Source organism: Streptomyces sp. NPDC055966 (genome assembly GCF_042269865.1).
Classification (GTDB): Bacteria; Actinomycetota; Actinomycetes; order Streptomycetales; family Streptomycetaceae; genus Streptomyces.
The window spans coordinates 448920-462623 of record NZ_JBHJYK010000003.1 but is presented as its reverse complement, the minus strand read 5'-3'; the positions used below and the strand labels follow the sequence as shown (position 1 = coordinate 462623).

The following is a 13704-nucleotide window of genomic DNA, read 5'->3' as shown; positions in this document are numbered from 1 at the left end:
AACCTGGCGAACATGGACATCGGCATACACCACCTGCGGTGCTTCCTCACCCTCGCCGAAGAGCAGCACTTCACCTGGGCGGCCGACCGGCTCGGGGTGTCCCAGCCCACCCTGAGCCGGCAGATCCGGCGCCTGGAGGAGACGCTGGGCCGCTCCCTGCTCGACCGCAGCACCCGCCACCCCCGGCTCACCGCCGAGGGGCGGCGGTTGCAGGGCGAACTGCACGCGCTGCTGCCGCGCCTCGAAGCGGCGCTGCGCCCGCCGAGACCCGAGGCGGCCTTCCGTCTCGGCTACGCCTGGGGGTTCCCGGTGGCGCTGGGGCGAGCGGCCATGGAGCAGATGGAGCGGGAGCACCAGCTCCTGATCCAGCCGGTGCGCGCCGACGACCGCACCGCCGGGCTCCAGGGGGGCCTCGTCGACGCCGCCCTGTTGTGGGGCGGCGTCGACGACCCGCGGCTGACCTCCGTGGAGATCCTGCGCGAGGAGCGGGTCGCCGCGGTGTCGAGGCGCTCCACCCTCGCCGTCCGGTCCACCGTCACCTGGCGTGATCTCGGCCGCCGTTGTCTGGTGCTGAACACCGTCAGCGGCACCCTCACGCCGGACGACTGGCCCCGCTCCGCCACCCCCGAGATCGGTGCCGAGACCACGAACATCGACGAGTACCTGCACGCGGTGGCCGTCCGGCGCGGCGTGGGCGTCCTGCCCGCCTCCGTGGCCGCGCAGCACCCCGATCCGGACGTGCTCTATCTGCCGCTGACCGGAGCGCCCCCGGCCACCTTGCACTGCGTCTATCCGCGCACCGACCCGCACCCGCACGCCGCCGTGCTGGCGAAGACGCTGCTCCGGCAGCGCACCGGGCGTCCGTCCTGCCCCGCGCGGTGAGCAACGGCTGCCGTCGTCACGTCAGTTCAGCCCGCCCGCGTACGCCTGTCCGACCCCCCACGCCTGCCACATCGCCCCGGCGAACGCGCCCGCGATCCGGTGCTCCCCGCTCGCGTTGGGGTGCGTGCCGTCGTAGGTGTCGGCGTGGATGTCGTACGCCTTGGGCGGCGAGGCCAGCAGCAGCGGGGAGCGGGGCTCGTCCAGGTCGGCGACCGTCTTCGCGAGCAGGGTGTTGAAGAGGTCCACCTGGGCCGCGAACGGCTCGTCGGCCGCGGCCCGGATGTTCGGGATCACCGGGAGGACGACCATGCGTATGCGCGGGGCGGCCTCCCGGGCGCCGGCGACGAACGCCCGTACGTTCTCCGCGGTCTGCTCCGCGTTCGTGTAGAAGCCCAGGTCGATCAGGCCGAGGGAGACCAGCAGCACGTCCGGGCGGTGGGCGCGCACCGTCTCGCCGATCAGCGGGGCCATGTGCAGCCAGCCCTCGCCCCAGCCCGCCAGGTGGCGGCGCGGGAAGTCGGGCTCGGCGTAGGCGTACGACGTCGGCGCGTCGGACGACTTGTCGTACAGCTCCTCGCGCGGGCCGACGAACGTGAACGGGCCGCCGTGCGTCTCGCACAGGTGCCGCCACAACCGGTAGCGCCAGGTGTGCTCGCCCGCGCTCCCGATCGTCATGGAGTCACCTACGGGCATGAATCTGAGCATCCGCTCATGATGGACGATCACGCACAGCGGTGGGGTGTGAGGCCCACCACGTCCGAGCAGGTCCAGGTGGGGATGGCAGGCTTGGGGGATGCGCCGATCGTTCGCCGTCCTCGCCCCCGCGCTGCTCGTGGGTGCCTGCGCGCTGCCCGCCTCCGCCGCTGAAAACGGCGCCGGCGACCGGGGGTTCACCCTCAGGGACCCCCGGATCACCGAGTCCAGCGGTCTGGCCGCCTCCCGGCAGCACCCCGGCATCTACTGGACGCACAACGACAGCGGCGACGGCCCGTACCTCTACGCCGTGGACAGCCGGACCGGGAAGACCGTCGCCCGGATCACCCTGCGCGGCATCGGCTCCCCGCGCGACGTCGAGGCCGTCTCCATCGGCCCGGACGACCAGATCTACGCCGGCGACATCGGCGACAACCTCGACGGCTCATGGCCGTACGTGTGGATCTACAAGCTGCCCGAGCCGAAGGTGCTGAAGGACCGGACGGTCACCGCCACGCAGTACGTCGTGAAGTACGCGAACGGACCCCGCAACGCCGAGTCGCTGGTGGTCCACCCGAAGACCGGGCGCGTCTACATCATCGACAAGAAGGAGGACGGCGGGCACCTCTACGAGGGCCCGGCCACCCTCTCCGCCTCCGGCACGAACGTCTTCCGGCCCGTCGCCGCCGTCGACCTGTGGGCCACGGACGCCGCCTTCTCGCCGGACGGCCGGCAGCTCGCCGTACGCGGGTACTTCGGCGGGATCTACTACGACTGGAACGGCGGCCGCATCAAGCGCGCGGGCCGGCTCGACGTGCCCCTGCAGGGGCAGGGTGAGGGCATCACGTACTCCGCCGACGGGACCAAGCTGCTCTACAGCTCCGAGGGGGCGGGCACCCAGGTCGAGACGGAGGACGCCCCCGGCCGGTCCACGGGCACCACGTCACCTTCCGGCGGCGCGAGTTCGACGGCCGGACCGGCCGGCGGCAGCGGCGACTACAAGACGGGCGCCGCGATCGTCGCCGCCGTGGTGGCCGCCCTTCTCGGGGTGCGGTGGCTGCGGCGCAGGGCCTGATCGGTCACCGGTCGCCGGGCTTCGCCCACTTCCCCGGCGGTGTCTGCGGGGGCGCCTCCTCCACCGGCCGTACCTCGTAGTGCAGCGTCGTCGCCCGCATCACCTTGTGCGAGAGCGGCACCAACACCCCTTGCACGAACGGGTACTTGTGCCGCAGCAGCCGCGCCGCGTGCCGGTCCTCCGCGCTGCCGTGCTCCAGCAGCCGGGCCCGCGCGTGGATCTCCGGTCCGGTGGGGGCCCCGCGCACGGTGGCGGGAGCCAGCTCCACCTCGGGGTTGCCGCGCAGCCGTTTGACCTTCCAGGTGGTGCCCGGGGTGCGGAAGTAGGCGTGGTCCCCCTCGACGGCGATGTTCACGGGGGTGCCGACGCCGGTGCCGTCCCGCTTGTGGGTCGTGAGCAGGGCGGCGTACTGCTTGACGAACGGGGCGAGCGCGGGGCTCGTACGCACACTGGCCATGTCTCCATGGAGACACCGGACGCCCGGCTTCTCAAGTGCGGGGTGCGTGGGAGCGCTCCCGTGAGCGCGGAGTCGACCACGTCGTCGTAGAGCCCGACCCGCAGGACGCCTCAGTGGAGGCAGAGGCAGAACGGGTGGCCGGCCGGGTCCGCGTAGACCCGCCAGTTGGCCCCCGCGCGGACCTGGTCCGTTCGCTCCAGCACGGTCGCGCCGAGGGAGAGCGCCCGCTTCTCCTCGCCGTCGAGGTCGTCCACGTCGAAATCCAGGTGGAGCTGCTGCGGGCGCTCCTGGCCGGGCCATTCGGGCGCCCGGTAGCCCTCCACCCGCTGGCAGGCCAGCGGCGTCCCCTCGAAGCCGTGCACCTCGACCCAGTCGGGATCCTCCGGATGCGCGACCACGCGCCCGCCGAGCAGTTCCGCCCAGAACTCGGCGAGCCGCACCGGATCTGCGCAGTCCAGCGCGACCGCCTGCAACTTTCGAATCACTTCCGGCACCCCTCGCTCTTCAGCCGCTTCCGCGACGCCCCTGTACGGGAGGTGTCGTACCCGCCGCTGCGGCAGGCATGCGCGGCGGGTACGCCGGCCCGCGCTCCGTCATGCGCCGAGCGGACACGGCAGGCCGCCGTGCTCGCGATGCGGAGCACAGCTGACGATGGCCAGGGAAAGGTACGAGGGGCGTTCGAGGTAGAAGCCGAGCGACACGTCACCGCCCGCGGTCAGCCGCTTCCGGGCGGAGGCGACGAGGGTGGTGAGGTGTCCGGCGTCCCGCTGGGCCGCGGCGGCGAACCGGGGCGCGTACTCGGTCGGTCGCCGCCCGAGCCAGACCGCCGACGCCAACTCGCGGGTGGGCATGGCCCGGTCCAGGAGACCTGGAACACCCTGGTCTCCGACGCGCAGACCATGCATGCGTTGAGCAACGCCGCTGTCAGCGGGATGCTCCACTCCAGAACGCGCCCCGGGACACGAAAACCGCAGTACGGGCCCGCATGAAACGGCAAGAGCGGCTGTACCGGCCGGGCAAGCGGTTGAACCTGCTCATGCATGAGAGTGTGCTGTGGGCTCGGATCTGCCCATCGGAAGTGCCGGCGGCACAACTGGATCGTCTGCCCGGCGTGGTGGGCATGGACACCGTGGGCATAGGGATCCTGCCACTGGACGCCAACCTGCCTCTGCCGCTGGGCAACTCGTTCTGCATGCTGGACAAGCGCCTGGTCGTGGTCGAGGACCGGCACGCCGAACTCTGGCTGGACGACGCCGAAGCGATCGCTCTCCACCGCCGGGTCTGGGACACCTTCGCGGAGTCGGCTGTCTTCGGCGCCGATGCCCAACAGGTGATCGCCCGGGTCCGGCGGAGCATCGGAGACCGAGAACAGCCGATTGATCTCCCGCGCGGTTGCACGGCGCCGTCGTACGACGCGCCCGCATGGTCTCCGAACCGGTCACCGACTACATCGCACGGCATGTACGAGCTCCACTGAGCCGGAAGCGTCATCGCTTGAGTAGGTACGGCCGCATCACGTCATCGGTGGCTTCCGAGGAGTTGTCCGCCGGACAGTAGGACGGCCGAACCCCGTACAGCGAAGGGCGCCCGGTGATTCCTCCCCGGGCGCCCTTCACCGTCGTACTCGAACAGCTCGAAAGGTCAGAGCTTCTCGATCACGAAGTCGATGCACTTCGTCAGGGCCTCGACGTCCGCCGGGTCGATCGCCGGGAACATCGCGATGCGGAGCTGGTTGCGGCCGAGCTTGCGGTAGGGCTCGGTGTCCACGATGCCGTTGGCGCGCAGGACCTTGGCGACGGCGGCGGCGTCGATCTCGTCGGCGAAGTCGATCGTGCCGATGACCTGCGAGCGCTTGGCCGGGTCGGTGACGAACGGGGTGGCGTACTTGGATTCCTCGGCCCAGGTGTAGAGGCGGGTGGAGGAGTCCTTCGTGCGGCCCGTGGAGAAGGCGAGGCCGCCCTGGCCGTTGAGCCACTCCAGCTGCTCGTTCAGGAGGAAGAGGGTGGCGAGGGCCGGGGTGTTGTACGTCTGGTTCTTGCGGGAGTTGTCGATCGCCGTGGGGAGGCTGAAGAACTCCGGGACGTGGCGGCCGGACGCGTGGACGCGCTCCGCGCGCTCGATCGCGGCCGGGGAGAAGACGCCGATCCACAGGCCGCCGTCGGAGGCGAAGGACTTCTGCGGGGCGAAGTAGTAGACGTCCGTCTCGGACACGTCGACCGGCAGGCCGCCCGCGCCGGACGTGGCGTCCACGAGGACGAGCGCGCCCTCGTCGGCGCCGGCCACGCGCTTGATCGGCATGGCGACACCGGTGGAGGTCTCGTTGTGGGTGAAGGCGTAGACGTCGACGCCCGCCTCGGCCCGCGGCTCGGGGTGGGTGCCGGGGTCGGTGGCGATGACGGTGGGCTCGGCCAGCCACGGCGCCAGCTTGGCGGCCTTGGCGAACTTGGAGGAGAACTCGCCGAAGTTCAGGTGCTGCGACTTGTTCTCGATCAGACCGTGGGTGGCGATGTCCCAGAAGGCGGTCGAGCCGCCGTTGCCGAGAACCACCTCGTAGCCCTCGGGCAGGGAGAACAGCTCGGAGATGCCTTCGCGGACCTTGCCGACCAGGTTCTTGACGGGCGCCTGGCGGTGGGAGGTGCCCAGCAGGGACGAACCGGTCGCGGCGAGGGCGTCCAGCGCCTCGGTGCGCACCTTGGAGGGGCCCGCGCCGAATCGTCCGTCGGCGGGCTTGATGTCAGCGGGAATCTGGATGTCGGCCACGAGTCGGAGGGTATCCGGTGGGCGAAACCGGGCGGAACCGTGTCCGTCCGATGAGACGAGATCGTCCGGCGGCAGAACTCGTGAATTAGTACGACGATATGGGCGAGGCTGTGGAAAACTTTCGGTGACGGTGCGTGATCGGATGCATGCTGGACGCATGACAGATCTCGCCGAGGCGCTGCGCAGGTCCGTCCGGGGAGAGGTGGGCTTCGACGTCACCTCCCGGGCGCTGGTCACGATGGACGCGTCCAACTACCGACGCGTCCCGCTCGGCGTCGTGGCCCCGAGAGACGCCGACGACGTGGCCGCCGTGCTGGCGGTGTGCCGGGCGCGCGGGGTGCCGGTGGTGGCGCGCGGCGGGGGCACGTCGATCGCCGGGCAGGCGACGGGCACGGGCGTGGTGCTGGACTTCACGCGGCACATGAACCGCCTGCTGGAGCTGGATCCGGGCGAGCGCACGGCCGTCGTCCAGCCCGGCCTCGTCCTCGACCGGCTCCAGGAGGCCGCCGCCCCGCACGGCCTGCGTTTCGGCCCGGACCCGTCCACGCACAGCAGATGCACGCTCGGCGGAATGATCGGCAACAACTCGTGCGGCTCCCACTCCGTCGCCTGGGGGACCACCGCGGACAGCGTGCGCGAGCTGTCCGTCGTCACCGCGCGCGGGCAGTTCCTGCGGCCGGGGCGGGACTGGGCCGGGGCGCCGGACGGCCTGCGGGAGCTGGCGGCGGGCGAGCCGGCCCGGCTGCGCACCGGCTTCCCCGACCTGCCCCGCCGCATCTCGGGGTACGCGCTGGACGCCCTGCTGCCCGAGAAGGGCGCCGACGTGGCCCGCTCCTTCTGCGGCTCGGAAGGCACGCTCGGCATCCTGACCGAGGCGGTCGTACGGCTGGTGCAGGCGCCGCGCGCGCGTGCGCTCGCCGTGCTGGGCTACGGCGACGAGAGCGCGGCGGCCGAGGCCGCGGCCGGACTCCTGCCGCTCGGCCCGCTGACGGTGGAGGGCATGGCGGCCGATCTGGTCCGTTCGGCGGCCGGGCTGCCGAAGGGCGGCGCCTGGCTGTTCGTGGAGACCGGCGGGGAGTCGGCGGGCGAGGCACGCGCGCGTGCGGAGCAGATCGTCCGCGCGGCCGACGTCGTCGACGCCCTGGTGGTGACGGACGCGGGTGCCCAGCGGGCCCTGTGGCGCGTCCGCGAGGACGCGAGCGGCACGGCGACCCGCCTGCCCGACGGCTCCGAGGCCTGGCCCGGCTGGGAGGACTGCGCGGTGCCGCCCGCCCGGCTCGGCGCCTACCTGCGCGACTTCCGCGCGCTGCTGTCCGCGCACGGCCTGCGCGGCACGCCGTACGGCCACTTCGGCGACGGCTGCATCCACGTCCGCATCGACTTCGACCTGCTCACCGAGGCCGGCGTCGCCCGCTTCCGCCGCTTCTCCGAGGAACTGGCCGACCTGGTGGTGGAGCACGGCGGCTCGCTGTCCGGGGAGCACGGCGACGGACAGGCCCGCGCGGAGCTGCTGCCGCGCATGTACGGTGCCGAGACGGTCCGGCTCTTCGAGCGGGCCAAGGCGCTCTGGGACCCCGACGACCTCCTCAACCCCGGCATGCTGGTCCGCCCCGCCCCGCTGGACACCAACCTTCGCTTCTCGGTGCTGCCGGGACGCCCCGTCGACGTGGAGTTCGGCTATCCGGCCGACGGCGGCGACTTCCGCGCGGCGGTCCGCCGCTGCGTGGGCGTGGCCAAGTGCCGCACGGCCACGGCGTCCGGCCCGGCCGTGATGTGCCCGTCCTTCCGGGCGACCGGCGAGGAGGAGCACTCCACGCGCGGCCGGGCCCGGCTGCTGCACGAGATGCTGGCGGGCGAACTGGTCACCGACGGCTGGCAGTCCGCCGAGGTCCGCGACGCCCTCGACCTGTGCCTGTCCTGCAAGGGCTGCCGCTCGGACTGCCCGGTCGGCGTCGACATGGCCACCTACAAGGCCGAGTTCCTGCACCACCACTACGCCGGCCGGCGCCGCCCCGCGGCCCACCACAGCATGGGCCGGCTGCCCGAGTGGCTGCGCTGGGCGGCCCGCACGCGCACGGCCCGGCTGCTCAACGCGCTGGCCTCGCTACGGCCGTTCGCCGCCGTCGGCAAACGCCTGGGCGGGATCGCGGCGGAGCGGGACATCCCCCGGCTGGCGACGCGGACGTTCACCGGCTGGTGGCGCACGCGGCGGGCGGCATCCGCGCCCCGGTCCGCGCCTGAGCCCGCGCCCGAGTCAGCGCCCGCGGGGAAGCTGGTCGTGCTGTGGCCGGACACCTTCACCGAGCACCTGTCCCCGGCCGTGGGCCGGGCCGCCGTCCGGGTGCTGGAGGCCGCCGGACTGCGGGTGGCCCTGCCGCCGACGCTGCTGCCGCGCGAGGCGGCGCTCGGCACGGGGCGCAGCAGATCGGCCCTCGCACTCCTCACCGCCCGCCGGGCCCGGGTCTGCTGCGGCCTGACGTACGTCTCCACCGGCCAACTGGACCGCGCCCGGGCGGTGTTGCGCCGCACGCTGGACCTGATGGAGCCGGTGCTGCGGGCACGGGTCCCGGTCGTCGTCCTGGAGCCGAGCTGCGCGGCGGCGCTGCGCACCGACCTGCCCGAGCTGCTGCCCGACGACCCGCGGGCGGCCGAGCTGTCCGCGGCGGTCCTCACCTTCGCCGAGGCCCTGGAGCGGCACGCCCCGCACTGGACGCCGCCGGCCGTGGACCGCCCGGTCGCCGGCCAGACCCACTGCCACCAGCACGCGGTCCTCGGCGACAGTCCCGACCGCCGGCTGCGCGAGGCCGCGGGCCTCACCGGCGAACTGAGCGGCGGCTGCTGCGGCCTCGCGGGCAACTTCGGCTTCGAGAAAGGCCACTTCGAGGTGTCGAAGGCCTGCGCCGAGGACCAGCTCCTGCCCTCGCTGCGCGCCGCGCCTGAGGAGGCGCTCGTCCTGGCCGACGGCTTCTCCTGCCGCACCCAGCTGGCGCAACTGGCCGGGGTTCGAGGCAGACACCTGGCGGAGGTACTGGCGGAGGCGCTGGAGGCCGGTTCCGGTTGTTCATAAGGGAGTGCTCAGGTTCATAAGAGAATTCTCAGGTTCGAGTGGCTCTCTCAGGAACCGCCAATGTTTTCACAGCGCCCCTTTGCCAAATTTGCCGTTCAGGGTCTGTGGTGGCGTGTAGGTTCTTCGATGTCGGGAGCCGGACGCGGAATTCTCGAAACCACAAGAACTGCGAAACACCAGGAGTAGGAAATGGGCTTCAACAAGCTTGTCCCGCTGCCCCCCAAGCCCAAGAAGCAGCTTCCCCCGCCGCCGCACCCGAAGCCGAAGCCGCGGAAGCACGAGCCGAAGCCGCTGCCCAAGCCCTTCCCCGGCCGGGACCAGTAACCCCGAGCTGATCCGAAAGGGGTCGATGGTGCACCGTCGGCCCCCTTTCTTTTTTCATTCCGGAATCTCCGGAGCCGTAGAAATTCCAAAAATTCCAGGAACTCCAGGGAGGGGGTCGGGTGATCGGCGACGGTGAAGAATTCGAGGACGACGCGTACGAGACCCCCACGACTCCCGCCCGGGCGGCGTTCCGCCGGTTCTGGCCGCTGACCCGGGGCCTCAGGAAATGGCTGCTCGTCGTCTGGGTGTGCACGGTGATCGCCGCGCTCGCCGAGACCGAGGCCGTCCTGCTGTTCGGCGACCTCACCGACCACGCCCTGGAGAAGGGGTCGCTGGCCGCGTTCTGGGCACCGGCCCTGAAGTGGCTGGGTGTCGCCGTCGTCGGCGCGTTCGTCGCGTACGCCGGCAACTCCCTGGCCGCGTGGGCCACCGAACGCTTCGTGATGCGGCTGCGCGAGCACGTCTTCGACCATGTCCAGCAGTTGCCGCCGCACTTCTTCCAGCGCCACCGCCAGGGCGATCTGCTCTCCCGGCTGACCAGCGACGTCGAGGCGATCGAGACGCTGGTCGTGTCCGGCCTGGTCGGCGCCGCCTCGGCCGCCTTCTCCGCCCTCTTCTACGCCGCCGCCGCGTTCTGGCTGCGCTGGGACCTGGCCGCCGCGACCTTCGTGCTCGCGCCCCTGTTCTGGCTGGCCGCGCGCCGCTTCTCCGGTTCCATCAAGGACGTCTCGCGCGCGGGCCGGGTCGCCGACGGCGCCATCACCTCCGTGGTCGAGGAGTCCCTCGGCAACATCGTGCTCACCCAGGCCTACGACCGCCGCGACGCCGAGCGCCGCCGGCTGGGCGAGGAGGCGAACGCCTGGTTCCGCGCCTCGGTCCGCTCCACCCGCCTCAACGAGGCCTACGAACAGCTCGTCCAGGTCATCGAGACGGTCTGCGTGCTCGCGGTGATCGGCATCGGCGCCTGGGAGATCTCCACCGGCCGCATGACCCTCGGCCGGCTCCTCGCCTTCGCCGCCTTCCTCGGCTACCTCTACCCGCCCGTGCGCGGCCTCGCCCAGCTCGGCCTCACCGTCACCGCCGCCACGGCGGGCGCCGAGCGCCTCATCGAGATCCTCGACGTCCGCCCCTCGGTCACCGACCCCCCGCGCGGCACGGAGACCGGCCGCCCGGACGGCACGGTCGAGGTCCGGCAGGCCACCTTCACCTACCCGGGCGCCGAGAAGACCGCCCTCGAAGGCCTCTCCTTCACGGTCAGCCCCGGCGAGCTGGTGATCGTCACCGGCCCGAGCGGCGCCGGGAAGTCCACGGTCTCCAAGCTCCTGCTCCGCTTCTACGACCCCGACGCCGGCGAGGTCCTGCTGGACGGCGTCCCGCTGCGCGACTTCCCCCTGGCCCGCCTGCGCGAGTACGTCACCCTGCTCCCGCAGGAGACCCTCGTCCTGCACGACACGGTCCGCGCCAACATCGCCTGCGGCCGCCCCGGTGCCAGCGAGCAGGCCATCGAGGAGGCGGCGAGGGCGGCCGACGCCCACGAGTTCATCGTCCGCCTCCCCGACGGCTACGACACCAGGGTCGACCCCAACTCGGCCCGCCTGTCCGGCGGTCAGCTCCAGCGCCTGGCCATCGCCCGCGCGATCCTGCGCGACGCCCCGGTCCTGGTCCTGGACGAGCCGACGACGGGCCTGGACGCGATGGCCGCCCGCCGCGTCGTGAAGCCTCTGCGCCGTCTGATGGCGGGCCGTACGACGATCATGATCACCCACGACCTCAACCTGGCCCCCGACGCCGACCGCATCCTCGTGGTGGACCGCGGCCGCATCGTCGAGACCGGCCGCCACGACGAACTCCTGGCCAGGGGCGGCGCGTACGCCCGTCTGCACCGCTCGCAGAACAACGCGGTCATGGACACGGGCGAACTGCGCATGCCGCTGTGGGAGGACCACCGGCCGGCCCCGCCCCGGCCCCCCGCCCCCCAGCCCCACGCCCAGTCATGGCAGCATCCCCAGGCCTGGCAGGACCCTCAGACCTGGCAGGCCCCCCAGGGCGGCTGGCCCCCGGCACAGCCGGGCCAGGGACCGTACGCGTACGGACACCACGCACCGATGTCCCTGGCCGACGGCCGCCCGCTCTTCCGGGACGAGGAGGGAGCGGACTGGAGGCCGGATCCCACGATGCGGGACAGCTACTAAAAGGGTTCACGCTCCTGTCGAAGTCCATTACCCTGAACTTGTTAGTACATCGGGATAGACATACTCGATCAAGTCCAGGACAGCCCGTGACCGCCGCCTCCAGCACCAACGCCTCCCACACCACCACGCCGGCCGCGACCCCGGCCGCCCCGTCCGGCGCACCGCGCCGCTTCGGCTCGCCCCGCTCACTCGGCCCGGTCGGGCTGGTGCTGGCCGGCGGCATCTCGGTCCAGTTCGGCGGCGCGCTCGCGGTGACCCTGATGCCCCGCGCCGGCGCGCCGGGTGTCGTCACCCTGCGCCTCCTCGCGGCGGCGATCGTCCTCCTCGTGGTCTGCCGCCCCGGGCTGCGCGGCCACTCGCGCGCCGACTGGGGCACGGTGGTCGCGTTCGGTATCGCCATGGCCGCGATGAACGGGCTCTTCTACGAGGCGGTCGCCCGTATCCCGCTGGGCCCGGCGGTCACCCTCGAAGTCCTCGGCCCGCTCACCCTGTCCGTCCTGGCCTCCCGCCGCGCGATCAACGCGGTGTGGGCGGGTCTGGCCCTGCTCGGCGTGTTCCTGCTGGGCGGCGGAGGCTTCAGCGACCTGGACCCCACAGGTGTCGGATTCGCCCTGGGCGCAGGCGCCATGTGGGCGGTCTACATACTCTTCAGCGCCCGCACGGGCCGCCGCTTCCCCCAGGCGGACGGCCTGGCCCTGGCCATGGCGGTGGCGGCGCTCCTCTTCCTCCCCCTGGGCGTCACCTCGGCGGGCACCCGTCTGCTGAACCCCACCACCGTCGCCCTCGGCTCGGCCGTGGCCCTGCTCTCCTCGGTCCTCCCCTACACCCTCGAACTCCTGGCCCTGCGTCGCCTCCCCGCCTCCACCTTCGCCATCCTGATGAGCCTGGAACCGGCCATCGCGGCCACGGCGGGCTTCCTCATCCTGGGCCAGTCCCTGTCCTGGACCGAGGCGGCCGCCATCGCCCTGGTCATCGCCGCCAGCATCGGCGCGGTCCGCACCCAGGTGGGCCGCGGCAAGGCCCGGGTGGAGCCGGCACCGGAGGCGTGACGGCAGGGGCATCGGAGGTCTCACGTTCGACCCGCTGGCTCTCGGCGACGGGACGCGGCTGACGACGGAAGAGGACGTGGTGCGCAGGTGGCGGGTGGTCGGCGCGGAGTGAATTCGCCGACGGCGGCGATCGATCACGCAGCGCATCCCGGCCCCGGCCGCTTCCGGCCGGGGCTGATCAGTCGCTTCAGCCCTTGACCGACTGAACGAAGGCCGACCAGGCGCGGGTGGGGAAGAGGAGGGCAGGCCCATGCTGGTGCTTGGAGTCACGGACGGCTGTGGCGGGGGTGAGATCGGCGACCTCGACGCACTGGCCGCCCGTGTCGCCGCTGTAGGACGACCTACGCCATATCGCGCCCGACAGCTCCCGGCTCGTCTCCATAGCGCTCCTCCATCACGCGGGCGATCAGCGCTGCCGAGTCCTCGGCGGAGAGGGCAGCAGCCTGAAGTTGATCGTAACGGACCGAACCTTCCTTGACCGCTTGTGGATTGGCCGTCATGTGCCCCTGGACGAAGTCCTCCGTGTAGACGATGTCGGGTTCCTTGTCGAAGCGCAGCAGGGCGTATGACCCCATCAACCCGGTATGCGCCCCCGCCGTGAACGGCAGCACCTGAATGCTCACCCACGCGCGCTGCTGCATGGTCAAGAGGTGCGCGAGTTGCTCCCGCATGACTGCCCGGCCTCCGACTTGCTGATGCAGCACCGCCTCGCTGAGCACCACCCAGGTGGCCGGCGGTTCTTCGCGCTCCAGGATCCGCTGCCGCTCCAATCGCGCCGCCACCTTGGAGTCGAGACCCGCGTCGTCACGCAGACCCAGCACGGTGCGGGCGTACGCCTCGGTCTGGAGCAGGCCGTCCACCAACTGCGCCTGGTACGTGGAGATGTATGCCGCCTTCGCCTCCATCTCCGCATACGGCTGAAACCAACTGGGCAACTGGCTCCGTAACACCAGCCCGACCAGACGCGAGAACAAGCCGTCCGTCCCCAGCGCCGCATCCACCCGCTCGGAGAACTCCCGCTGCGGCACCCGCGCGGCCGTCTCGATCATGCCGATGAACGACCCCGTGCAGAACACGATCGACCCCAGTTGGGCCAGCGTCAGGCCGGCCGCTTCCCGTGCCCTGCGCAGCTCGTAGCCGTAGTAGTCCAACGGTGACGCACTGGGATCGAGTTTGCGGATGTTCACCGTCACCACCTCCGTTCA

General features: G+C 71.9%; 14 protein-coding genes. 7 read left to right on the top strand and 7 right to left on the bottom strand.

Annotation, left to right across the window (positions count from 1 at the left end):
* Positions 1-12 precede the first annotated feature (12 nt).
* A complete protein-coding gene (locus ACFC8N_RS09025) occupies positions 13-882 on the top strand; it encodes a LysR family transcriptional regulator (protein WP_356020182.1) in 870 nt (289 codons plus the stop codon).
* A gap of 21 nt (positions 883-903) precedes the next feature.
* On the opposite strand, the gene ACFC8N_RS09020 is transcribed toward ACFC8N_RS09025, so the two are convergent.
* Positions 904-1587 (bottom strand): SGNH/GDSL hydrolase family protein, encoded by a 684-nt coding sequence (locus tag ACFC8N_RS09020; RefSeq protein WP_356020180.1) that lies wholly within the window; start codon positions 1585-1587, stop codon positions 904-906.
* 88 nt (positions 1588-1675) lie between these two features.
* Between ACFC8N_RS09020 and ACFC8N_RS09015 the strand changes: the two genes are divergently transcribed.
* Positions 1676-2650: a WD40 repeat domain-containing protein gene (locus ACFC8N_RS09015; protein WP_376287604.1), complete on the top strand. Its 975-nt coding sequence runs from the start codon at positions 1676-1678 to the stop codon at positions 2648-2650.
* Between the two features lie 4 nt (positions 2651-2654).
* On the opposite strand, the gene ACFC8N_RS09010 is transcribed toward ACFC8N_RS09015, so the two are convergent.
* From ACFC8N_RS09010 to ACFC8N_RS09000, 3 genes are all read right to left on the bottom strand, one after another.
* The gene (locus ACFC8N_RS09010; RefSeq protein ID WP_376287602.1) at positions 2655-3107 is read right to left on the bottom strand and encodes a PPOX class F420-dependent oxidoreductase; all 453 of its coding nucleotides are present in this window, start codon (positions 3105-3107) and stop codon (positions 2655-2657) included.
* A 110-nt stretch (positions 3108-3217) separates the two neighbouring features.
* The gene (locus ACFC8N_RS09005) at positions 3218-3592 is read right to left on the bottom strand and encodes a VOC family protein (RefSeq protein WP_362816770.1); all 375 of its coding nucleotides are present in this window, start codon (positions 3590-3592) and stop codon (positions 3218-3220) included.
* A 108-nt stretch (positions 3593-3700) separates the two neighbouring features.
* Positions 3701-3958: a hypothetical protein gene (locus tag ACFC8N_RS09000; RefSeq protein ID WP_376287600.1), complete on the bottom strand. Its 258-nt coding sequence runs from the start codon at positions 3956-3958 to the stop codon at positions 3701-3703.
* Between the two features lie 134 nt (positions 3959-4092).
* On the opposite strand from ACFC8N_RS09000, the gene ACFC8N_RS08995 reads away from it, so the two are divergent.
* Positions 4093-4584: a Scr1 family TA system antitoxin-like transcriptional regulator gene (locus ACFC8N_RS08995; protein ID WP_376287598.1), complete on the top strand. Its 492-nt coding sequence runs from the start codon at positions 4093-4095 to the stop codon at positions 4582-4584.
* 164 nt (positions 4585-4748) lie between these two features.
* Here ACFC8N_RS08995 and serC read toward each other — a convergent pair whose 3' ends face one another.
* Complete coding sequence (gene serC / locus ACFC8N_RS08990) at positions 4749-5867, bottom strand: phosphoserine transaminase (RefSeq protein WP_356020172.1); 1119 nt, start codon at positions 5865-5867, stop codon at positions 4749-4751.
* 157 nt (positions 5868-6024) lie between these two features.
* Here serC and ACFC8N_RS08985 point away from each other — a divergent pair, with 157 nt between their 5' ends.
* The 4 genes from ACFC8N_RS08985 (at position 6025) to ACFC8N_RS08970 (ending at position 12499) form a co-directional block, all read left to right on the top strand.
* Complete coding sequence (locus ACFC8N_RS08985) at positions 6025-8934, top strand: FAD-binding and (Fe-S)-binding domain-containing protein (RefSeq protein ID WP_376287596.1); 2910 nt, start codon at positions 6025-6027, stop codon at positions 8932-8934.
* Positions 8935-9123: 189 nt separating this feature from the next.
* Positions 9124-9258, top strand: a complete 135-nt coding sequence (locus ACFC8N_RS08980; protein ID WP_356020167.1) for a hypothetical protein — start codon at positions 9124-9126, stop codon at positions 9256-9258.
* 119 nt (positions 9259-9377) lie between these two features.
* Positions 9378-11450, top strand: coding sequence for an ABC transporter ATP-binding protein (locus tag ACFC8N_RS08975; RefSeq protein WP_376287594.1), 2073 nt, complete (start codon positions 9378-9380; stop codon positions 11448-11450).
* A gap of 86 nt (positions 11451-11536) precedes the next feature.
* Positions 11537-12499, top strand: a complete 963-nt coding sequence (locus ACFC8N_RS08970; RefSeq protein ID WP_362816763.1) for an EamA family transporter — start codon at positions 11537-11539, stop codon at positions 12497-12499.
* Between the two features lie 187 nt (positions 12500-12686).
* Here the strand turns inward: ACFC8N_RS08970 and ACFC8N_RS08965 are convergent, their stop codons facing one another.
* Together ACFC8N_RS08965 and ACFC8N_RS08960 are read right to left on the bottom strand one after the other, a co-directional pair.
* A complete protein-coding gene (locus ACFC8N_RS08965) occupies positions 12687-12881 on the bottom strand; it encodes a DUF397 domain-containing protein (protein WP_376287592.1) in 195 nt (64 codons plus the stop codon).
* Complete coding sequence (locus ACFC8N_RS08960; RefSeq protein ID WP_376287591.1) at positions 12841-13686, bottom strand: helix-turn-helix transcriptional regulator; 846 nt, start codon at positions 13684-13686, stop codon at positions 12841-12843. Before ACFC8N_RS08960 ends, ACFC8N_RS08965 begins: the two co-directional genes overlap by 41 nt.
* Positions 13687-13704: the final 18 nt, after the last annotated feature.